Source organism: Variovorax sp. MHTC-1, assembly GCF_003984645.1.
In the GTDB taxonomy this organism is placed as follows: Bacteria; Pseudomonadota; Gammaproteobacteria; order Burkholderiales; family Burkholderiaceae_C; genus Variovorax.
Map to the genome: position 1 here is coordinate 1 of NZ_RWKI01000123.1, position 239 is coordinate 239.

Sequence of the window (239 nt, forward strand, 5' to 3'; positions counted from 1 at the left end):
TGGCCGTGGGCAGCCAGATGTGCTGGGTCACGCCCGCACTGTTCGCCCCTCCTGTGCCGGTCTCGGCAAGCAATGTCCCCCCTTCGTCATAGACGTAGGCGAAGCCCAGTTGCTCCGCCTCGACGGCGGTTGGGTTCCATAGCCGGGTGAAGAAGGACACCAGGCTCTGCCAGAAAGTAGGATCGTTCTCGTCGCCTTCGGCTGGAGGGTATTGAGGCTCGGTCTTGAACACCCGCTGA

General features: G+C 62.8%; 1 protein-coding gene. It reads right to left on the minus strand.

Features of this window, described 5'->3' with window-relative positions:
- The coding region (locus EJI01_RS29045; protein ID WP_185879122.1) for a hypothetical protein at positions 1-239 on the minus strand (239 nt) is incomplete at both ends.